This window comes from Bacillus sp. JJ1764, assembly GCF_036962145.1.
GTDB lineage: Bacteria > Bacillota > Bacilli > Bacillales > Cytobacillaceae > Neobacillus.
In genome coordinates this window covers 1-16,166 of the sequence record NZ_JBALNY010000053.1, presented here as the reverse complement: position 1 = coordinate 16,166, position 16,166 = coordinate 1, and the positions used below count along the sequence as shown (strand labels likewise).

Annotated in this window: 17 protein-coding genes and 1 pseudogene; 15 read left to right on the top strand and 3 right to left on the bottom strand. The window is 37.2% G+C overall.

The features are described 5' to 3' along the window. Positions 1-80: 80 nt before the first annotated feature. Both V7083_RS08725 and V7083_RS08720 read right to left on the bottom strand, forming a co-directional pair. Complete coding sequence (locus V7083_RS08725; RefSeq protein WP_335477128.1) at positions 81-455, bottom strand: VOC family protein; 375 nt, start codon at positions 453-455, stop codon at positions 81-83. 37 nt (positions 456-492) lie between these two features. After that, positions 493-684, bottom strand: a complete 192-nt coding sequence (locus V7083_RS08720) for a hypothetical protein (protein WP_335477127.1) — start codon at positions 682-684, stop codon at positions 493-495. Positions 685-1,233: 549 nt separating this feature from the next. Here V7083_RS08720 and V7083_RS08715 point away from each other — a divergent pair. After that, complete coding sequence (locus V7083_RS08715; RefSeq protein ID WP_335477126.1) at positions 1,234-2,049, top strand: hypothetical protein; 816 nt, start codon at positions 1,234-1,236, stop codon at positions 2,047-2,049. Between the two features lie 293 nt (positions 2,050-2,342). Here the strand turns inward: V7083_RS08715 and V7083_RS08710 are convergent, their stop codons facing one another. After that, entirely contained in the window at positions 2,343-2,639 is a 297-nt protein-coding gene (locus tag V7083_RS08710; RefSeq protein ID WP_335477125.1) for a hypothetical protein, read from the bottom strand. 131 nt (positions 2,640-2,770) lie between these two features. On the opposite strand from V7083_RS08710, the gene V7083_RS08705 reads away from it, so the two are divergent. The 14 genes and pseudogenes from V7083_RS08705 to dapA all read left to right on the top strand — a co-directional run bounded on the left by V7083_RS08705 (position 2,771) and on the right by dapA (position 16,014). After that, complete coding sequence (locus V7083_RS08705) at positions 2,771-3,883, top strand: site-2 protease family protein (protein ID WP_335477124.1); 1,113 nt, start codon at positions 2,771-2,773, stop codon at positions 3,881-3,883. A gap of 265 nt (positions 3,884-4,148) precedes the next feature. After that, positions 4,149-4,352: a helix-turn-helix transcriptional regulator gene (locus V7083_RS08700; protein WP_335477123.1), complete on the top strand. Its 204-nt coding sequence runs from the start codon at positions 4,149-4,151 to the stop codon at positions 4,350-4,352. Then, entirely contained in the window at positions 4,349-4,561 is a 213-nt protein-coding gene (locus V7083_RS08695) for a hypothetical protein (protein WP_335477122.1), read from the top strand. Before V7083_RS08700 ends, V7083_RS08695 begins: the two co-directional genes overlap by 4 nt. Positions 4,562-4,662: 101 nt before the next feature. After that, positions 4,663-5,388, top strand: a pseudogene (gene ribF / locus V7083_RS08690) (riboflavin biosynthesis protein RibF); the annotation flags it as partial. 157 nt (positions 5,389-5,545) lie between these two features. Beyond that, the gene (gene rpsO, locus V7083_RS08685) at positions 5,546-5,815 is read left to right on the top strand and encodes a 30S ribosomal protein S15 (RefSeq protein WP_335477121.1); all 270 of its coding nucleotides are present in this window, start codon (positions 5,546-5,548) and stop codon (positions 5,813-5,815) included. A gap of 224 nt (positions 5,816-6,039) precedes the next feature. After that, positions 6,040-8,157 carry a polyribonucleotide nucleotidyltransferase gene (pnp, locus tag V7083_RS08680; RefSeq protein ID WP_335477120.1) on the top strand — a complete coding sequence of 706 codons (2,118 nt, stop codon included), beginning with the start codon at positions 6,040-6,042 and terminating at the stop codon, positions 8,155-8,157. A gap of 121 nt (positions 8,158-8,278) precedes the next feature. Beyond that, complete coding sequence (locus V7083_RS08675; RefSeq protein WP_335477119.1) at positions 8,279-9,223, top strand: polysaccharide deacetylase family protein; 945 nt, start codon at positions 8,279-8,281, stop codon at positions 9,221-9,223. Positions 9,224-9,322: 99 nt separating this feature from the next. Continuing rightward, positions 9,323-10,558: a M16 family metallopeptidase gene (locus V7083_RS08670; protein WP_335477118.1), complete on the top strand. Its 1,236-nt coding sequence runs from the start codon at positions 9,323-9,325 to the stop codon at positions 10,556-10,558. Between the two features lie 103 nt (positions 10,559-10,661). After that, positions 10,662-10,904: a YlmC/YmxH family sporulation protein gene (locus V7083_RS08665; protein WP_335477117.1), complete on the top strand. Its 243-nt coding sequence runs from the start codon at positions 10,662-10,664 to the stop codon at positions 10,902-10,904. A 158-nt stretch (positions 10,905-11,062) separates the two neighbouring features. After that, positions 11,063-11,962: a dipicolinic acid synthetase subunit A gene (gene dpaA, locus V7083_RS08660; protein WP_335477116.1), complete on the top strand. Its 900-nt coding sequence runs from the start codon at positions 11,063-11,065 to the stop codon at positions 11,960-11,962. Next, positions 11,959-12,561, top strand: coding sequence for a dipicolinate synthase subunit B (gene dpaB / locus V7083_RS08655; RefSeq protein ID WP_335477196.1), 603 nt, complete (start codon positions 11,959-11,961; stop codon positions 12,559-12,561). The genes dpaA and dpaB overlap by 4 nt, the downstream gene beginning before the upstream one ends. A gap of 181 nt (positions 12,562-12,742) precedes the next feature. After that, positions 12,743-13,792, top strand: a complete 1,050-nt coding sequence (asd, locus tag V7083_RS08650) for an aspartate-semialdehyde dehydrogenase (protein WP_335477115.1) — start codon at positions 12,743-12,745, stop codon at positions 13,790-13,792. Positions 13,793-13,829: 37 nt separating this feature from the next. Beyond that, complete coding sequence (dapG, locus tag V7083_RS08645; protein WP_335477114.1) at positions 13,830-15,074, top strand: aspartate kinase; 1,245 nt, start codon at positions 13,830-13,832, stop codon at positions 15,072-15,074. Between the two features lie 64 nt (positions 15,075-15,138). After that, positions 15,139-16,014 carry a 4-hydroxy-tetrahydrodipicolinate synthase gene (gene dapA / locus V7083_RS08640; protein WP_335477113.1) on the top strand — a complete coding sequence of 292 codons (876 nt, stop codon included), beginning with the start codon at positions 15,139-15,141 and terminating at the stop codon, positions 16,012-16,014. Positions 16,015-16,166 lie beyond the last annotated feature (152 nt).

Below are 16,166 nucleotides of genomic sequence, written 5' to 3'. Positions count from 1 at the left end.
CGTCTATCTATGTTTTGGTCACCTTTTAAGATAAAAAAAAGACACATTAAGTGCCTCCTTATAACTGAAAACCATTTATTCTATTTTTCCGTCACCGCAAAGTAATTCTCTTCATAATCAGCAAAATTAAATACTCTGCCTGTAGGCATGGTTACAATATCGCCGACTTTAATATTTTTACTAGACAAATCACTATGGAACTGATCAAGATTTTGTGTAAAGAACATTAAAGATGGAGTGCCAAGGTTTAATTCAGGTGCCATTTTGGCAACGAATTCCTTATTGTGCAGAATGAGCGTAGTTTCTGCGTTCTCTGTTGGGGCAATTTCAATCCATCTCATCTGACCATTATCCACCTCAGAAATCACCTTGAAGCCAACTGCTTCGGTCCAAAACTTCACTGCTTCATCTTGATTGTTCACATACAACATAATCTGTCCAACTTGATTAATCAAATCCTTCACTCCCTTTTTTATATTCCCTATTTATTGGCTAAACCAACCAAATATAAACCCCTAGTGCCAGTAAAGCCAAAAAAATAAATACGACATAGATCAAAGTTAAGTTAGTAGTATTCTGCTTGGACGATCCACTGTAATTTTCATCCGGCTTTTTCGTAACTACCAGGGTTAAAATCAATGAAATAATTAGGATTAGCACAACTAAGCCCATTATAAGTTTCATGGCTACACCTCTTATTCATTCCTCTGATTGCTAACATCCTATAAAAAGTCAAGGCAACCAGTAAAAGCCCTATACCAAAAAGGATACCTCCAGCCACTAAAAAGCTATGAATACAGGTATTTACGATAATTTGGTAATAACCAATATCCGCCCCACCCTGATCTACTAACAAAACTTCTGCAACTGATGTTCCAAAATGAACATTTAAAAAATCAGGATTAGTCCTCTCAAGACCTTTAAGGAACCTATGGACATTAAAATCGTAATATTTTGCTTTGTTACTCTATCCCCTCCCTTTATATGGCTTTCCTCCTTGCTGTATTCCAAAAAAATTTCACCATTTACACAGAGCCAATAGTTTATAATTCGCCAATAGACCGGAAATCCCCTCCAGAAAGATTCATAGTTTAAATTCGTTTCCATTCAGAAGACAAGCTTAATTCCAATGGAAAGCTGTATGAATCCAAGCTTTAATCTTGAATCCTCTGCCTAATATGATATGTTATAAATAAACTTAACTGGAACATTTTTCAAAAAGGGGGATTTCTTTTGAGAAAAATAACTATTATTTACATACTATTAATAGTTTTATTATTATCGGCATGTGGTTCAGCAAAAGTACCCATGCACACAAATGGACATCAAATGATGGATATGAAACCGGCTAGCGGAGAGGATACGTTATCAGAATGGATCACACCCGAGAGTATGAATCCCAATCAACCAGTACCTATTTCGATCCTTATAAAAGACAAAAATAACAAGCTGATAAAAAATTTTGAAACGGTTAGTACGAAGAAAATGCACTTAGTGGTCGTAAGTAAAGACCTTTCTTACTTCGCTCATATCCACCCAGCTTTAAAGGAAGATGGAAGGTTCGAAATCACGACGAAATTCCCATCAAGCGGGGATTACAAGCTTATTGCAGAAATGACACCGGTCGGGGCTAGTGATTACAGTATTGAAAATCATTGGGTAACGGTACAGGGAACTCCGCCAGAGCCAGTAACACTGGAACCAGACAAAACGCTAACAAAAGTGATCGACGGAACCAAGGTTACACTATCTTTTGATGAGAAACTTACGGCAAAAAAAAATATCGATATGAACTTTACTTTACATGATGCCGCATCAAATAAACCAATAAATAATTTACAACCCTATCTAGGAACGGTCGGTCATGCAGTAGCTATTGATCAGGAGGTAAAACAGTTCATGCACATTCACCCCTTATATCCAAAAGGTAAAGGCCCTAAAGTGGTCTTCATGACCTATTTCCCGACCAAGGGTGTTTATAAAGTCTGGGGGCAATTTAATGTAAATGGCCATATTTTGACTGTTCCATTTGTCATCAACGTAGAATAGCTAAGGAGGCGGCCATCCAATCAAATCGGAAGTGGCCCCTTTTTTTTACAACATAACAGCAGACAAACACCCACTCTTTAAATAAAGAGGTTTACGACTTTTTCATTCTCTTAAATAATTTAACTAGAAAAAAACCGATTGCCACAATACAAAGTAATATAAAAAAAGGAATAATTATATTATTAATCATGAAGAATCCTTCCTTTCTCATCTTTTCATCTCAACATTTTTATACAATTTTAACTTAAACTATCATTTACCAAAAATGATAAAAGGGCATGTGATTACCCACATTAATGAAAAAACGGCGCAATAACCAGCATTATTACTGACAAGGAGACCAAGGTTACGCTAACCTTTCTCGGCAGCTTTTTTCTTCCTCCACCATTGTAAAAACCGGAAAACTGCAGCTTATTTCGATAAAAAACCAAAAGTAAAATCAGGATAGATATACCGACTAGCCACCCCCCACTTGTTTGATCTACATGTAATCCTAGGCTCTTATAGATTAACTCAGCGATTCCCCCCATTACTCCACCAAGAATGACAAGGATTATTGTTACCCGGATTAACTCCAAAATGACTCTCAACAGGATTCATTCCTTTCAAAACACATAAAAACTTCCTTACTAGTATTTAGTATACTACATTTCCAATTTTATCCTGTATAATTTATTCAGGCATACATTGATATAGTTTTATTATTAAAGGGGTTGTTCATTTGACGAATACGAATCAACACGGGGGTAAGAAAACTTTCCTTGGGGTAATAAGTACAATCGCAGTGTTATTACTTGGTAAATTAAAATTTGTGTTAGCTATCCTTAAATTTCTAAAACTTCATACGCTTATCAGCCTGGTTATTTCTCTAGGAACCTATGCACTTTTTTTTGGTTGGAAATTTGCAGCAGCTCTGATTTATCTGTTGTTTGTACATGAAATGGGCCATGCCTATGCTGCTAGAAAAATTAAGTTACCAGTTAGTCCTGCCATATTTATTCCATTTATGGGTGCGGTCATCGGCCTAAAGGAAATGCCGAAAAACGCAAAAGATGAGGGATTCGTTGCCTATATGGGACCTTTATTTGGATTATTGTCCTTTTTGCCGGCCTTTCTGTTATATGATCTTACACACGAACCTTTCTGGGCTTTATTGATTATTTTGGGCGGGACAATTAATCTATTTAATTTAATTCCGATAACCCCATTAGATGGCGGGAGAATTGCTGCCGGGATCAGTACTAAGCTGTGGGCACTAGGTATCATCTTATTGTTGGCCTATTCGATAAAGACTCTAAGTGTCTTAGGTTTTTTTATTGCCTTTTTGGGAGCCTCCGAATGGTACAAAATTTATAAAAAACAAAAAAGCCTGCAAAATGATAAAAAGGAAGTTCAAGAGCTGGATCTTATGCTCATTATGTTAAAGCAGCAATCAATTGATTTGGATTCAATTCAAGGAGCGATTGATCAAGCAAAAGGAAGACTGTTCAACAAGGAAATGATTGAACAAATAAATATACTAGATTCAGAAATTAAAAAAATGAAAAGAGAACTTTTGCTTCAACATTTATCAGGCATCCATATATTAAGTGATGAAGAAGAAAATAACAACCAGCAAACGATTGAAACAATCCGTAGAACTCTGGAGGAAAAAATCTCTGCTTATAAACAAGAAGTTGAAATTACGGAAAACTATTATCAAACCAGTAAAAAAACAAAATGGCAGTTGTTTTCCATTTATATAGGTTTAGTTCTTGCTCTGACGTTTAGTTATTATTATGGGAATAACCTTCTCTTGAACCATCCAGAGATTCAAGAAGCTATGAATAGATAAACACTAAATATACTCTTATAAACGTTGTACTTTTGCTGTACAAACATTAAAACATAGGAATTAAAGAAACAGGGTAATCACATATGAATTTACCCTGTTTTTCTTTTAGGGATACCATCATAATTTTTGAAAGTTGATAAAACGATTTGATTATCAATAGTTTTACTTAAGGATAAATGTAAAAACAATTTGACATTTGGATACACAATAATTAAAATTTAAATGTAAAAAGTTTTTTACATTTATTCGATTTTAGGTGATTTGATTGAAAAATAGCATTAGAAATGTACGAAAAGAATTAAGACTCTCGCAAGAAGAACTAGCCAATAAGTGTGGAGTTACAAGACAAACCATAAATGCCATTGAAAATAATAAATACGACCCCACTTTAACATTAGCATTTAAGCTATCTATGAATTTAAATACAAAAATTGAAAAATTATTCCACTTTGAGGAGGAGAAAAAATGAGATTACGCAAAGCAGATGAAATGGAAAAATATCAAAGTGATCAATCCGCAAAATATGGATTTATTTTTTATACCCTATCCCTATTGATTTGGTCTTTATATGAACTATTTAGCAAAGGAAATTCTGGATGGCAATTTACCATTTTATTGATAGGTTCTGCAGTTTATTTTTGGTCAAGAGTGGTTTATAGCAAAAAAATGAATTCATAACGAAAAATAATTCCAAGAAAATAGGGTAAGAATTCATTAAGATTTCTCACCCTATTAACCATCATTTGCTTTTTTCATTCTGAAAGGAACAAGTTAAAGAAAAAATAAATATAATAGAAGGTTTAGGGATTGATTATCTGTTTATTGTTCATTTTACAGAGGAATTTGCCGGTTTGCTGCCTCAGGAGTTTATTGATCAATTTATTATCAGTCTTCATGTAAGACATGTGGTGGCGGGGTTTGATTTTACCTATGGGAGAATGGGGAAGGGGAATATGGAAACCTTACCCTTTCATTCAAGAGATCAATTTACTTTTACAATTGTACCAAAACTGACCGAAGCTCATGAAAAAGTAAGTTCCACCAGAATACGCAATCTGTTAATGGAAGGAAAAACTAATGAGCTCCCCGCATTACTTGGTAGATTTTATACCACGACTGGTGTTGTAGTCCACGGGGATAAACGTGGCAGAACGATAGGCTTCCCTACAGCAAATGTGGATTTAAAGGATCTTTATCTCCTTCCACCGCTGGGTGTTTATGCAGTTAGAATGAAGGTTAGAAATTGCTGGTACAATGGAGTTTGCAACGTGGGCTACAAACCAACCTTTAATAAAGAAGCAGTAAAGCTTTCTATTGAAGTTCATCTTTTTGATTTAAACGAGGATATTTACGGAGAAGTAGTAATAATTGAATGGCACTTATATATAAGAAATGAAAAAAAATTCTCCGGTATCGAAGAACTCGTAAAACAAATTGAATCAGATAAAGAAACAGCCATTGAATACTTTGCAGGTAATCGACAAAATACTAAAAGTTCATGGTAAATATAAGTTTTTCCTACAATATAATCTGTTTTTAACTTGCTTTTTATAAAAAAACATTGTATTCTTAATTACGTATTAAAAATAACCTTTGCTTGGCAAGTCGAGTCACCGACGCTTGCTCGGTAACAGGGGATTGTATATTAGGAGGTGAATATGGATGGCAATCACTCAAGAACGTAAAAACGAACTAATCAATGAGTATAAAACTCATGAGAGCGACACTGGATCTGCAGAAGTTCAAATCGCTGTCCTTACTGAACAAATCAACAACTTGAACGATCACTTACGCGTTCACAAGAAGGACCACCACTCACGTCGCGGTCTTTTGAAAATGGTTGGTAAACGTCGTAATCTTTTGACTTACCTACGTAACAAAGATGTTCAACGTTACCGCGTGTTAATCAATAAGCTTGGTCTACGTCGTTAGTTTACGGAAGCGGGAATTTTCCCGCTTTTTTATTAGCTTTTAAAAAGAAAAAAGAATATTTTATACATATTTTTTAATACAAGATTTTTTGTCCATACTATAAGTATTATGGATATCTATAAATTTCTATGTGATATCATCCTACACTTTTTTATAGCTAAAGTGAAATTTTAAATTGTTTGGAAAGATCCTCCTAAGGGATTTAGATAGAGAGGGGTAAAAGTATGGAACAATTGAAACATGAATACTCCATGGATTGGGCTGGCCGCAAATTAACGGTTGAAATCGGCCAATTAGCCAAACAGGCTAGCGGAGCGGCATTGGTACGCTATGGAGATACGGCAGTCCTAAGTACTGCAACAGCATCAAAGGAACCTAAAAACTTAGACTTTTTTCCATTGACAGTCAACTATGAAGAACGTTTATATGCTGTAGGTAAAATACCGGGCGGTTTTATTAAACGTGAAGGCCGACCAAGTGAAAAAGCTATTTTGGCTAGCCGTTTAATTGACCGTCCCATCCGTCCGTTATTTGCAGATGGATTCCGTAATGACGTACAAGTTATTAGTATTGTCATGAGTGTGGATCAGGATTGTTCTACCGAAATGGCTGCGATGTTTGGCTCATCTTTAGCTTTGTGTGTTTCAGATATCCCATTTGAGGGTCCAATCGCTGGGGTAGTTGTTGGCCGTATTAATGGAGAGTTTGTTATTAACCCAACGGTTGAACAGGCTGAAATGAGTGATATTCATTTAACGGTTGCCGGTACGAAAGACGCGATCAACATGGTTGAAGCTGGAGCTAATGAGGTTCCGGAAGAAGTAATGCTTGAAGCCATTATGTTTGGTCATGAAGAGATTAAACGTTTGATTGAGTTCCAAGAGAAAATTGCTTCTGAAATTGGCAAAGAAAAAAGACAGATTGCTTTATATGAAATTGACAAAGAGCTTGAAGCTGAAGTTAGAGAAATGTGTGAAGCAGATATGGTGAAAGCCATTCAAGTTCAAGAAAAGCATGCCCGTGAGGATGCCATTTCTCAAGTGAAAGAGCAGGTATTGGCAAAATATACTGAGCAAGAAGCTACAGATGAAGATTTAAAACAAGTTAAACAAATTTTAGATAAAATGGTTAAAGGTGAAGTTCGCCGCTTAATCACGGTTGAAAAGATTCGCCCGGATGGACGTAAAATTGATGAAATCCGTCCTTTATCGTCTCAAGTAGGAATTTTACCACGGACCCATGGATCAGGATTATTTACCCGTGGACAAACTCAGGCTTTAAGCATTTGTACACTTGGTGCAATGGGTGATGTTCAAATTCTTGATGGATTAGGCATTGAAGAAGAAAAACGTTTCATGCACCATTATAACTTCCCATCCTTTAGTGTGGGTGAAACGGGCCCAATCAGAGGACCAGGCCGTCGTGAAATTGGACATGGAGCACTAGGTGAGCGTGCCTTAGAACCGGTAGTTCCTTCTGAGGTTGATTTCCCTTATACCATCCGTCTGGTATCTGAGGTTTTGGAATCAAATGGTTCTACTTCACAAGCCAGCATTTGTGCCAGCACTTTGGCGATGATGGATGCGGGTGTACCAATTAAAGCTCCAGTTGCCGGTATTGCCATGGGATTGGTAAAATCTGGTGAACACTATACTGTCTTAACAGATATTCAAGGCATGGAAGACCACCTTGGGGATATGGACTTTAAGGTTGCCGGAACATCCAAAGGGGTAACAGCCTTGCAAATGGATATCAAAATTGAAGGTCTTTCCCGTGACATTTTAGAAGAAGCCCTACAACAGGCAAAAGTAGGCAGAATGCAAATTTTGAATTCGATGTTAGCTACATTGGCGCAGCCAAGGGAAGAGCTGTCTCCATTTGCACCGAAGATTCTAACCATGAACATTAATCCGGATAAGATCCGCGACGTAATTGGACCGAGCGGAAAACAAATTAATAAAATCATCGAAGAAACCGGCGTTAAGATTGATATTGAACAAGACGGTACCATTTTTATTGCCTCGGCAGATCAGGAAATGAACCAAAAAGCGAAGAGAATTATCGAAGATATTGTTCGTGAAGTAGAAGTAGGACAAATGTATCTTGGTAAGGTTAAACGGATTGAGAAATTTGGAGCTTTTGTAGAAATCTTTGCTGGCAAAGATGGATTGGTTCACATTTCCGAGCTTGCTGAAGAACGTGTAGGAAAAGTGGAAGATGTTGTTAAAATCGGTGATGAATTATTAGTAAAAGTTACCGAAATTGATAAGCAAGGCCGCGTTAATTTATCACGCAAAGCAGTCTTAAAAGAAGAGCGTGAAAAAGCAGAGCAAAATCAATAATATAAACCAACACCATTGTAGTCAGGGTTTTCCCTGACTTTTTGCATGGTTTAGGCCATACATACACGTTCTACCTTGTCCGCATTTTACATACTCTTTATAGAAGAGGGGGAAAGGTAGAATGAAAAAGGCGTCCATTATTTTTATGATTTTATTTGCTTGGCTAGTAGTAAATAACCCGGTGGTTAATAAATATGTCGGTTCGATAAAGAATCAAGCAATTCCTACCATTAAAAATTCAGACCCACTTTATCAAAGTATTGTAAAAAATGCTTCTACATATGAAATACCGCCTTCGGATGCAAAAATTGATCCAGTATGGAAGGCGATCCCTGGCTATAATGGTCTTAAAGTGGATCTTGCTGCTTCTTATAAAAATATGAAACATAAGGGTACCTTCGATGAAAAGAAATTAGTACTAAAACAGGTAAAACCTAAAGTGCAATTGGATGATTTACCACCTTCACCAATATATAAAGGACATCCAGACAAACCGATGGTTACGTTCATCATTAATGTTGCTTGGGGAAATGAATTCTTATCTGACATGCTGTCGACATTGAAAAAACATCATGTATCGGTTAGTTTTTTTCTAGAAGGAAATTGGGTAAAAAAGAATCCTGAATTGGCAAAAATGATTGTAAGCGCCGGACATGAAGTGGGGAACCATTCCTATTCGCATCCAGATATGGCTAAATTAACAGCAGAACAGGCAAGAGAACAGATTAAACGAACCAATGAAATCATCGAGGCTGCAACTGGGGTCAAGTGTTCTTGGTTTGCACCCCCAAGCGGAAGCTATCGAGATGAAACAGTCCGTGTAGCTAATGAATTTAACATGAAAACCGTCATGTGGACGGTAGATACTGTTGATTGGAAAAAGCCGGCACCCGATGTGTTAATCAATCGAGTTATTTCAAAAATCGATAATGGTTCAATGGTCCTGATGCATCCAACAGAATCAACCGCAAAATCGCTTGACCGTCTAATCACTTTAATTGAAAAAAAGAATCTAAAAATCGGTACCGTCTCTGAATTAATGGAAGAAGAACGTATAATGAAATAATCGGAGTAAAAAATACCTAAAAGTTGGAGAAATTAGCCATAATAGGTATAATGGACAATGGAATACTAGCATCTGCTGTTTAAAGACAGGAGGAAGTCGATGATAAATAAATACACTTGCCAAAATGGAGTAAGAATCGTTTTAGAACAAATTCCTACCGTCAGGTCTGTAGCAATTGGGATCTGGATTGGAACAGGATCAAGAAACGAAGATCCACAAACAAATGGAATATCTCATTTTCTTGAACATATGTTTTTTAAAGGAACCACGACTAAAACAGCAAAAGAAATTGCGGAATCCTTTGACAGTATTGGTGGTCAAGTAAATGCGTTTACCTCAAAGGAATATACTTGCTATTATGCGAAGGTTCTTGATACACATTCTAAATTTGCTTTGGATGTTCTAGCTGATATGTTTTTTAATTCAACTTTTGTTGAAGAGGAATTAAAGAAGGAAAAAAATGTTGTCTTAGAAGAAATAAAAATGTATGAAGATACACCTGATGATATTGTCCATGATTTACTAAGTAGGGCAGTCTATGGTGAACATCCACTTGGATATCCAATCCTTGGAACAGAAGATACCTTAAATACATTTACAGGTGATTCGCTAAAAGAATACATCCACGAGCGTTACACCCCAGAAAATGTCGTCATTTCCATTGCGGGCAATATATCAGAGTCCTTTATTTCAGAAGTGGAACAATATTTTGGGTCTTATCAAGGCGGAAATAACGAGCCTACTGAGAACATTCCAGAATTTCATTCGAATCGAATTTCTCGTAAAAAAGAAACGGAGCAGGCCCATTTATGCATCGGGTTTAATGGATTAAAAGTTGGCCACGATGATATATACAGTTTAATTACTTTAAATAATATTTTAGGCGGAAGCATGAGCTCAAGATTATTCCAAGAGGTACGTGAGCAGCGGGGTTTAGCTTATTCTGTCTTTTCCTATCATTCCGCATACCAGGATAGCGGGATTGTTACTGTTTACGGGGGGACTGGAGCAAAGCAGCTTAATGTGCTTTATGAAACCATCCAGGATACGCTTGAAAAATTAAAACAAAATGGAATTACGGAAAAAGAATTAACTAATAGCAAAGAACAATTAAAAGGTGGCCTAATGCTCAGTTTAGAAAGCACCAATAGCCGGATGAGCCGAAATGGCAAAAACGAACTATTGTTGAAGCGTCACCGTACCCTAGATGAAATTATTACTGAAATTGACTTGGTAACAAAGAAGAGTGTAGACGACATGGCAAGATCGATCTTTACAGACGAATTTTCTGTATCCTTGATCAGTCCAGACGGTGAATTTCCAGCAAATTTATAAAAAGAAATGAGGTAGTCATATATCTGGCTGCCTCTTTTTCTTTAGTCTATTTTTGTCCGTCTCATTATACACTAATAAAAAAGGTAGAGGAGTGTCAAAGGGAATGCGACTTAGTGAATTAAGCGGAAAAGAAATAGTTGACGTTAAAAAAGCAGAACGACTGGGTGTTCTCGGACAGACGGATTTAGAAATTAATGAAAATACCGGACAAATTCAGGCATTGCTAATCCCATCATTAAAATGGTTTGGTTTTAGAAAGCAAGGGGAAGAATTGCGAGTACCTTGGACCCACATTAAAAAAATTGGATCCGATATGATCATTATCGATGTACCGGAAGAAGAATAATGGTAAAAAGCTCAAGCAATTTAATAGTTGCTTGGGCTTTTTTTATATATATGCGTATGGAAAACTCACAGATTGAATCCATCATACATAAGATGTTGAAGTGATAATAAGCAAAGGATTCTTCTTAGGATTTTTAAATAAAGAAGGTGAATGTTTTCATGCTGACAGGGTTACAAATAGCCGTTATTGGTGGAGATGCCAGACAGCTGGAAATTATCCGGAAGTTAACTGAATTAGATGCGAGACTTTCGCTCATTGGTTTCGAACAACTTGACCACGCCTTCACGGGTGCTGTTAAGGAAAAATTAGATGAAGTTGACTTCACGAATATAGATGCCATTATTTTACCGGTAGCGGGAACAAATTTAGAAGGCCAAGTAGAAACAATTTTTTCAAATGAAAAAGTAGTATTAACGACAGATATACTTTCCAAGACACCAGAGCATTGCCGGATTTATTCCGGGATTACAAATCCCTATCTAAATGAGATTGTCAAGGAGTCTAACAGACCGCTGGTTCAGTTATTTTCAAGGGATGATGTAGCTATTTACAATTCCATTCCTACAGTGGAAGGGACTATTATGATGGCCATCCAGCACACTGACTTTACAATCCATGGTTCAAATGTGACCGTTCTTGGTCTCGGGAGATGTGGCATGAGCATTGCAAGAGCTTTCCATGCTCTTGGTGCTAAAGTCAAAGTCGGAGCAAGGAAAAGCGAACATCTCGCTAGGATAACGGAAATGGGAGTTACTCCTTTTCATTTAAATCAAATCGAAAATGAGGTATCCGACACTGATATATTAATTAATACTATACCATTGCAAATTGTAAGTGCAGCCGTGATATCCAAACTACCGACCCATACGCTTGTAATCGATATTGCTTCGAAACCGGGGGGCACTGATTTCCGTTACGCCGAGAAACGGGGAATAAAAGCTCTACTGGCACCCAGTTTACCTGGGATTGTGGCACCCAAAACAGCCGGCCAAATTCTTGCAGATGTACTCTCACAGCTGTTGCAGGATGACCTCAATAATCGAAAGGGGAAAGGATAATGAATTTACAAGGTAAAAGAATTGGTTTTGGGCTCACTGGCTCACATTGTACTTATGATGCCGTGTTTCCTGAAATAGAGAAGCTCGTTCAAGCTGGAGTTGAGGTAATTCCCGTGGTGTCCTTTACTGTGAAAAATACCGATACACGATTTGGTAAAGGCGATGATTGGGTTGAAAGAATTGAAGATTTAACAGGTAATAAAGTGATTGATTCAATTGTGAAGGCAGAGCCTTTGGGACCCAAACTGCCGCTTGATTGCATGGTCATTGCCCCATTAACAGGTGTATCAATGAGTAAATTTGCCAATGCGATTAATGACAGTCCAGTATTAATGGCTGCTAAGGCAACATTAAGAAATTTAAAACCGGTAGTCTTAGGGATATCTACTAATGATGCCCTAGGGTTAAATGGAGTAAACTTAATGAGATTAATGGCCACCAAAAATATTTATTTTATTCCCTATGGGCAGGATGATCCGATTAAAAAACCGAACTCGATGGTTGCTAGAATGCCATTGTTAGTTGATACAGTAGTTGCAGCTCTTGAAGGCACACAAATTCAGCCAGTATTAGTAGAGAGATACAAAGATACGGATTAATTTTCGACCCTTTCCTCAAAAAAGGTTATTTCTTTTCGAGAATATGATAAAATAAATTAATCATTCATCAGTGGGCTATATCTTTAGCCCCCTGATAAGATTTACAATAAACATATAAGTAGAATACTGGCAGCAAAATGAGTAAAATAACCAGCCAGTGATTGATGAAAGGGGAACAAAAATGAGTCAGCAAAATGGATTTAATGTAGCCGTTGTTGGGGCAACGGGTGCAGTTGGACAGCAGATGATAGAAACATTAGTAAAACAAAATTTTCCAATTAAAAACTTATTATTGCTTTCTTCAGCGCGTTCCGCTGGAAAGAAAATAAATGTTAGTGGTCAAGAATACACTGTACAAGAAGCCAAGCCTGAAAGCTTTGAAGGAATTGACATTGCCCTTTTCAGTGCTGGCGGAAGTGTTTCAAAAGAATTAGCACCAGAGGCTGTAAAGCGAGGGGCAATTGTAGTGGACAACACTAGTGCCTTCCGAATGGACCAAAATACACCTTTAGTTGTGCCTGAAGTAAATGAGGCAGACCTGCATAACCATAATGGAATCATTGCTAATCCTAACTGTTCCACTATCCAAATGGTTGTGGCGTTACAACCAATTAGAGAAAAGTTTGGATTAAAGAAAGTCATCGTTTCCACTTATCAAGCAGTTTCCGGGGCAGGTGCTGCAGCCATTTCTGAATTAATAGATCAAACAAAGGCGATTTTGAATAATGAATCCTATGAACCAAAGATTTTACCAGTAAAATCTGATAATAATCATTATCAAATAGCTTTTAATGCCATTCCGCAAATTGACAAATTTCAAGATAATGGCTATACATTTGAAGAAATGAAAATGATTAACGAAACAAAGAAAATCATGAATTTATCAGATCTTCCTGTTTCAGCGACATGTGTTCGCTTACCGGTTGCTGTTGGGCATTCAGAATCTGTTTATTTTGAAATTGAAGCAGAAGGCGTAACTGCCAATGATATTAAGGCGTTATTACAAGATGCACCGGGTGTTGTCCTCCAGGATGATCCTGAGAATCAAATTTACCCAATGCCAGCAAACTGTGTAGGGAAAAATGATGTATTTGTAGGAAGAATTCGTAAAGATATTGATGAATCCCGCGGTTTCCATATGTGGGTTGTTTCGGATAATCTTCTAAAGGGTGCTGCATGGAACTCAGTGCAAATAGCAGAAAGCTTAATAAAATTAGGGCTAGTAAAATAAGAAAAGTTCCATCTAAAAGGTAGGTTTTTGTGTCATTATGAAAATTATTGTGCAGAAATTCGGCGGAACATCTGTTAAGGATGAAGAGAGCAGAAAACATGCTCAAGGACATATTGAGAAAGCTATAGCCGAAGGATATAAAGTGGTTGTTGTTGTTTCAGCAATGGGAAGAAAAGGAGACCCATATGCAACGGATACGTTACTATCTTTAATCGGTGGAAGTGTTAGTAAGCTTTCTAAGCGTGAAAATGATTTATTAATGTCATGTGGTGAAACCATTTCAAGTATTGTGTTTACTAATATGCTAGTCGAAAGCGGCATTAATGCGGTTGCTTTAACAGGGGCACAAGCCGGTTTTAGAACGAATAGTGATTTTACAAATGCAAAAATAATCGAAATGAAATGTGACCGACTGTTAAGAGAGTTGGAAGAGAATGATGTGGTGGTAGTTGCCGGATTCCAAGGTGCTGCCAAAAATGGCGATATTACCACGATTGGACGTGGCGGCAGTGATACATCTGCGGCCGCACTAGGATCTGCCCTCAATGCAGAGTGGATTGATATTTTTACAGATGTAGAAGGTATTATGACAGCTGATCCACGAATCGCTGAGAATGCCCGTCCACTTTCAGTTGTTACTTATACAGAGGTATGTAATATGGCTTATCAAGGGGCAAAAGTAATTCATCCTAGAGCTGTTGAAATTGCCATGCAAGCAAAAGTGCCGATTCGAATTCGTTCAACTTATTCTGATAACCTAGGAACATTGGTTACCTCCATTAATAAAAATAATCGTGGCAGTGACATTAGAGAGCGACTTGTTACCGGGATCGCTCATGTTTCGAATGTCACCCAAATTAAGGTTTATGCCAAAAAAGACCAATATTATTTGCAAGCTGAAGTTTTCAAGGCAATGGCCAATGAAAAAATCAGTGTCGATTTTATCAATATTTCTCCTAATGGTGTTGTCTATACCGTAACAGATGAAATGACTGACAAAGCGATAAATGTCTTGAAGGAATTAGGCCACGACCCAGAGATTGAGCGTCATTGTGCAAAAGTATCTGTTGTTGGTGCGGGAATTGCCGGAGTTCCGGGAGTCACCTCTAAAATTGTTACAGCACTTTCAAATCAGGGAATTCGTATTTTACAATCTGCAGACAGCCACACTACAATTTGGGTACTTGTGAAACAAGATGATTTGGTGAAATCTGTGAATGCTTTGCATGATGCATTTCAACTAGAGGAAGAATCTCTTGAGTTTAATGGTTTAGAATTTTAGAGTGGCTTATCTAAAATATTAGGAATATGTATTCTTGCGAGAAGGATTTGAAAGGAGCAGGAACATGGTTTATTTAGGTCGAATATCCACGGCTATGGTTACCCCTTTCGATAATAAAGGACATATTGATTTTGCCAAAACAACGAAATTAGTGAATTATTTAATTGAAAGTGGAACAGAGTCTTTAGTGATCGCCGGAACAACAGGTGAATCTCCAACATTATCAAAGGAAGAAAAACTGGCGTTATTTGATCATGTGGTCAAAGTGGTAAATAAAAGAATTCCAGTCATTGCTGGTACTGGGGGCAACAACACCTATGCATCAATCGAACTGACGAAAAAAGCTGAACAGTTGGATGTTGACGGTATAATGGTTGTTGGTCCCTATTACAATAAACCTAATCAAGAAGGCCTTTATCAACATTTCAAAGCAATTGCTGAGTCAACAACGCTTCCGGTAATGGTTTATAATATTCCTGGGAGATCAGCAGTTAATATTCATCCCGATACGATTATTCGTTTAGCTAAAATACCGAATATTTTTGCCGTAAAAGAGGCTAGCGGTGACCTGAATGCAATGGCAAAGATTATTGCTAATACAGATGATGACTTTAAGCTGTATAGTGGTGATGATAGCATGACAATTCCAGTGCTGGCCATTGGGGGTACTGGGGTTATATCAGTCTCTTCTCATGTCATTGGGAAAGAAATGCAGGAAATGGTTTATTCATTTTTTGAAGGGGATATTAAGAAAGCAGCTAAGTTACACCAGCATTTGCTTCCGCTAATGCAAGGATTGTTTGCTGCACCGAGCCCAGCACCGGTTAAAACTGCATTGCAACTAAAAGGTCTTGATGTTGGATCTGTTAGGTTACCACTTGTAGGTCTATCTGAGCAAGAACGAAAAATTTTAACTTCATTGTTGGAACAATACGAGTAGCACAAAAAAGTCAACCGACTCTCGGTTGACTTTTTTGCTTTAATATGAGATTTGTCACTTTTTTCATTTTTTGTTGTAATTATTTTTATATTTCAAGTATAATAATCATAACTGAATTTCTGTCGATTTAAAAATATGGCTATGTTAAAGAA